This is a genomic window from Acinetobacter sp. Swhac1 (assembly GCF_013390985.1).
Classification (GTDB): domain Bacteria; phylum Pseudomonadota; class Gammaproteobacteria; order Pseudomonadales; family Moraxellaceae; genus Acinetobacter; species Acinetobacter towneri.
This window is the reverse complement of sequence record NZ_JACASN010000064.1, coordinates 1-4377: the sequence shown is the minus strand read 5'-3', so window position 1 is coordinate 4377 and position 4377 is coordinate 1. Positions and strand designations below refer to the sequence as shown.

Annotated in this window: 5 protein-coding genes; 1 reads left to right on the top strand and 4 read right to left on the bottom strand. The window is 37.5% G+C overall.

All coding sequences use genetic code 11. The annotated features are described in order from the left end of the window. Positions 1-126 precede the first annotated feature (126 nt). Positions 127-738, top strand: a complete 612-nt coding sequence (locus tag HX743_RS15515; protein ID WP_015060246.1) for a recombinase family protein — start codon at positions 127-129, stop codon at positions 736-738. A gap of 189 nt (positions 739-927) precedes the next feature. Here HX743_RS15515 and HX743_RS15510 read toward each other — a convergent pair whose 3' ends face one another. From HX743_RS15510 to HX743_RS15495, 4 genes are all read right to left on the bottom strand, one after another. Continuing rightward, complete coding sequence (locus tag HX743_RS15510) at positions 928-1812, bottom strand: Mph(E) family macrolide 2'-phosphotransferase (RefSeq protein WP_000155092.1); 885 nt, start codon at positions 1810-1812, stop codon at positions 928-930. A 55-nt stretch (positions 1813-1867) separates the two neighbouring features. Next, a complete protein-coding gene (gene msr(E) / locus HX743_RS15505; protein WP_000052512.1) occupies positions 1868-3343 on the bottom strand; it encodes an ABC-F type ribosomal protection protein Msr(E) in 1476 nt (491 codons plus the stop codon). A 492-nt stretch (positions 3344-3835) separates the two neighbouring features. Further along, the gene (gene nadS, locus HX743_RS15500) at positions 3836-4108 is read right to left on the bottom strand and encodes a NadS family protein (protein ID WP_000369781.1); all 273 of its coding nucleotides are present in this window, start codon (positions 4106-4108) and stop codon (positions 3836-3838) included. Continuing rightward, positions 4101-4377, bottom strand: a 277-nt coding sequence (locus HX743_RS15495; protein ID WP_143228687.1) for a type II toxin-antitoxin system RelE/ParE family toxin, incomplete at its 5' end; no start/stop codon positions are given. The genes nadS and HX743_RS15495, both read right to left, overlap by 8 nt.

The following is a 4377-nucleotide window of genomic DNA, read 5'->3' as shown; positions in this document are numbered from 1 at the left end:
ATGCTTTTTTTATCAAAAGAGTATACCTGAATGATAGCGAGCCAAATCGCATACAATATCTATCATTAGACTTAATGCAATAATTAAATGATAGTATTATCATTAATCTAATAGAATTAAGATTAAATGATAGAAATGAATACACGTATTTATCTACGAGCTTCAACTAAAGATCAAGATGCAGAAAGGGCTTTGCAGATTCTTCAGGATCTAAACCAAAACTTGAATTTGGGTGAAACCATTGTGTACGTGGAAAACTATAGTGGTACGAAGTTAGACCGACCTGAATTGAATAAGCTACTGTCAGAAGCAAATCAAGGTGACACATTGTTAGTTGAAAGTATTGACCGCTTATCACGCCTAACCCAACGAGATTTTCAAGAGCTGAAGCGCAGGATCCAGGAGAAGGGACTTCGTTTAGTCGTAGCAGATCTTCCTACTACCTACCAAATGATTCAAACCAGTGACAGCATTACTCATTCAATCTTGGAACTCATCAACAATATGTTGATTGATCTTCTGGCAACAATGGCCCGCCTAGACAATGAGAAACGTATAGAACGTATTAAGCAGGGCCTGGCACGTTCGGGTTACAAACCAACAGGCAAGAAGGCAAATGAGGCTAAACATAAACGAATAAAAGAATTGCTAGTAGTTGGCAATATGACTAAGGAAGAAATTGCCAAAGCAGTGAATTGTGGAGTTGCAACTGTCTATCGAGTTGCTAAAGTTATCTAAAAGAGGCTTATCTCAACGCGCCCCCAATGGGGCACCGCTGCATTCAGGTTACTTCACATAAGAAATTTTATGTTAAATGATTGTTAGAAATGCCCCTTGATCGAGGCATTTTCTATAAAGAATACTAAAAACTAATTAAAGCCAACCAAGTTTCAAAACAAGGCAGTTCTCAGCAATCATATTTTTAAATTATATAACTCCCAACTGAGCTTTTGCTCCAACGATAAGGCTTTCATTTTGAGTTTCTAAGGCAAATAAACCATACATCAAAGGAGAGGCCGCTGCTCTTTCTAAAGTCTGTTCATATAGTTTATTCCAAACTTTACCCCCTAGTTTTTCATACTCGATGATTAGAGTTTTGAGGCTTTCTTCTCCAAACAAAGTTACATGCCCAGCAAAATCAATCGCTGGGTCATCTATATGGGCTGTTGACCAATCAATAACGCCTGAAACAGCTCCATCCTTTGAAGCTAGTACATGCCCAGCATATAAATCGCCATGTATAAATTGGGTGAAATCTGCCCATAGAACATCATTATCCAACCATTTTCTGTAGCGGGTTTCCAATTGCTCACTTATACCAATTTCAGATTTTACTAACTGCAAATTGTTTGCTATTTCAGGTCTTAAATCTGAAGGTTTCATAATTTTCAAATCATTTTCCCGAACTTCTTTTTCAGGAATACTATGGATTTCAAATAAGGTTTTTGCCAAAGATGTTATGTATTTCGGGCTATCTTTGTCCATATTCCAAATTATTTCATAGGTTTCAGCATCCAAATTTAAAACAGGATTATCTTTAAGTATGGGATAAGCCACTAATTCTGTAGATGAAATTCTCCAATCAGGAACCTCTACAGAAAGATGTTTTTTTACCAATTCTAAAATGCGTTTTTCTTTCTTGATTTGTTCCCTCATGCCATCACGACGAGGAATACGCAGCAACCATTGTTGCCCCTTTGTATCAAGAGCAAAAACGACCTTAAAATCAATGCCCATTTCATTGAAATTCATTTTGTCCGTAAGCAACAAGCCGTGTGCTTCAGCAAGTGATTGAATATCTTGAATTGTCATTTTTAATTTCCTTTAAAGAGTTCAATAATTAATGTTCGGATTAGATTGGCTATCATTAACAATCTCTCTCAAAAGTCTTGATGATTTTGTGGTCTTTGATCTCGTAGATAATGTCAGCAATATTATCGACCAATTGCTTGTCATGAGATACGAAGATAATAGTTCCTGCATAGGACTTCATCATTGTTTCTAATGCGGCAATACTTTTTAGGTCAAGATAGTTTCCTGGTTCATCCATAAGCAAAATATTATATTTTCCTAAAAGCATTTTGGATAAAAGCAGTTTGATGATTTCACCTCCCGATAAGTCGGATAAGTTTTTTTGAATATCATTCGCTCCGATCCCCATTGAAGCCAATACTGCACGAATTTCCGCAACTGTGTACTCGCACTCTTCCTGCATAAAGGAGAGCACAGATTTATGCGTGTTAAATTTATATCCTGTTTGTGTAAAGTAGCCAATTTCAGCTTTTGGAGATATGGTTAATCCATCAGCACGTTCTGATATCATTTTTAACAAGGACGTTTTCCCTGTTCCATTCGATCCAGTTATAGCGACTTTAGCGCCAAGCGGTATTATAAAGTTAGCGTCATCAAAGATAGTACGGCTACCAAATTTTAAGCTCAGACCATCTGCCGTAATCGGGAACTTATTGTGCAGTTCTAGGGCTGAACTTTGACGAAAACGAATAGAACGCAAATGCTCTGGTGCTTGAATATCTTCTAATGCAGCCAAACGCTTTTCCATACTCTTAGCTGCCTGATACAGTTTTCTTTGCTTGGTGCCAGTCATTTTTGCATGCCCAAGTCGTCCAGCACTTTCGGTAGAGTTTTTGGATTTTTCTCCTTTTTTCTTATTGTCTAATCGATTAGCTTGCTGGCGTTTTTCTTGCACAGCAGATTCTAATCGCTCCCGTTCCTTCATCATCAGCTCATATTCTACGGCTTGGTGTTGTCGCTCTTCTTCTTTTTGACGCAAGTAATCCGAGTAACCACCCCAATATTCCGTAATTTTACCGTCTTTTAACTCCCATATCTTGTCTACAACCATATCAAGAAAATATCGGTCATGACTGATAACAAGTAATGCTCCATCAAATGCTTTAAGTTGACCAATAAGTAGATCTATTCCATTGAGATCAAGGTGGCTGGTTGGTTCATCCGCTAGAATGCCATGTACTTGTTGGGAAAATGCGGCAGCAATTTTTGCACGAGTTTCCTCTCCGCCACTCATTGTGTCGTTTTGTACATTGGAAACACCAAGGCGAGATAACATTGCCCGGTCTTCGACCGTTTCTATTTCGATTCCGCCCAGTTGGCTGATATGTGCAAAATCACCAAAACGCTGTAATGTCGCTTCGGCTAAAACAATTTCGCCATTAAGTACTTTGAGTAAACTACTCTTTCCTGCTCCGTTATCACCCACAAGACCAATACGGTCATAAGAGTGAATTTCCAATTCATCAATATCCAAAACATCACGCCCAGCATAATCCAAGCGTATGTTTCTCGCTTTAATAATTAAACTCATTTTTATTTACTCCTGTTTAGCTCTTGAAATTTTTTATGCAGCAAACAGGATTTAGGTGAAAACAAAAGCTAGCATCACAGTGTCCTCCCAAAAAAAAAGCTATTCATCCACAGGGTGGACAAATAGCTAGTCAATTAAGTTATAACTGGAAACTATGCACTAAAAGCATACTTATAAATTAAGCATACTTTTACTTTATATATCCGCATATATTCTTAAAGACACAACAAAAGCCCACCATTATAAAATAGTGTCACTATGCAAATAGTTGTGTCTTAACGAATGCGGATAGAATGCATAAACTTACCTAAAAAATAAAATTCAGTTTTATGATAACTTTACTGTTAAAAGAAGTCTAGACAACCTTGTTTTATGCTTGGATATAAGGCTTATTTTAAAATAATAGTAGTGAAGATTTTCTAAAATTAACATAATACACCTTATACGAAATAAAAATGGGAGCCTTAAGCTCCCATTTTTTAAGTAATTTTTTCAAATAAGGCTTGGGTGAGCATCTAAAATTCGAATCAATGTAGCTGCTGGTCCAGTTGGATAGCGTCGTCCCTGTTCCCAATTTTGCAGGGTACGGGGGCTAATATGTAGACGTGCAGCAAATTCATTTTGGCTCAAGCCAGTTTTTTCACGTACTTCTTTAATATCAGGCAATTCGAGTTCTGTAACTCGGCTTGCTTTAACTTCTTTACGTTTGATAGCTCCAGCTTCTTTGATTGAAGCAACCAAGTCATCAAATAAGTTGTTATCCATGAAATTGCTCCTTCACGAGTTGGTGCAGAATGGCGGTTTCCTTATCTGTTAAATTATCTTTTACTGATTTTGGATAAGCCACTAAGAAAAAGATCTGATCATCCTCGGTGACCCAATAATAAATCACCCGTATCCCACCACTTTTCCCTTTGTTACCTTGAGCACAACGTACTTTGCGAATACCACCGCCATTCTTGATTAGGTCACCTCTATCAGGCTGTACCAAAAGATCTTGCTGAAGTTGACGATATTCCTCATCAGATACAAGG

Excerpts from the sequence above, each read along its gene's own strand:
- HX743_RS15515 (WP_015060246.1), top strand. The coding sequence starts at position 127 with ATGATAGAAATGAATACACGTATTTATCTACGAGCTTCAACTAAAGAT.
- HX743_RS15510 (WP_000155092.1), bottom strand. The coding sequence starts at position 1,812 with ATGACAATTCAAGATATTCAATCACTTGCTGAAGCACACGGCTTGTTG.
- nadS (WP_000369781.1), bottom strand. The coding sequence starts at position 4,108 with ATGGATAACAACTTATTTGATGACTTGGTTGCTTCAATCAAAGAAGCT.